The 267-nt window shown below is 48.3% G+C and carries 1 protein-coding gene; it reads left to right on the top strand.

The genetic code is table 11. The annotated features are described in order from the left end of the window. Nucleotides 1-63: 63 nt before the first annotated feature. The coding region (locus F0L68_RS45790; protein ID WP_223199632.1) for a 60S acidic ribosomal protein P1 at nucleotides 64-267 on the top strand (204 nt) is incomplete at its 3' end.

Here is a 267-nt window from a genome sequence, read left to right as displayed (position 1 = left end):
CTCAAACGTGCTTGTTCTCTCTTGGGCTAAGGCCTACGGCAACTTGCACGTTCAAAACTAAAAATGGTGTCAAAAGCTGAATTAGCATGTGTTTACTCTGCTCTCATCCTGGTGGATGATGATGTTGCCGTAACTGGTGAGAAAATTTCCACCATCTTGAAAGCGGCGGCTGTAGATGTAGAGCCATATTGGCCAGGTCTGTTCGCCAAAGCCTTGGAAGGCATCAATGTCCGTGACCTGATCACCAACATCGGCTCTGGAGTGGGT

This window comes from Solihabitans fulvus, assembly GCF_008386585.1.
In the GTDB taxonomy this organism is placed as follows: Bacteria; Actinomycetota; Actinomycetes; order Mycobacteriales; family Pseudonocardiaceae; genus Solihabitans; species Solihabitans fulvus.
Note: the sequence above shows the minus strand (reverse complement) of the source record. Positions and strands in the feature narration are given on the sequence as shown.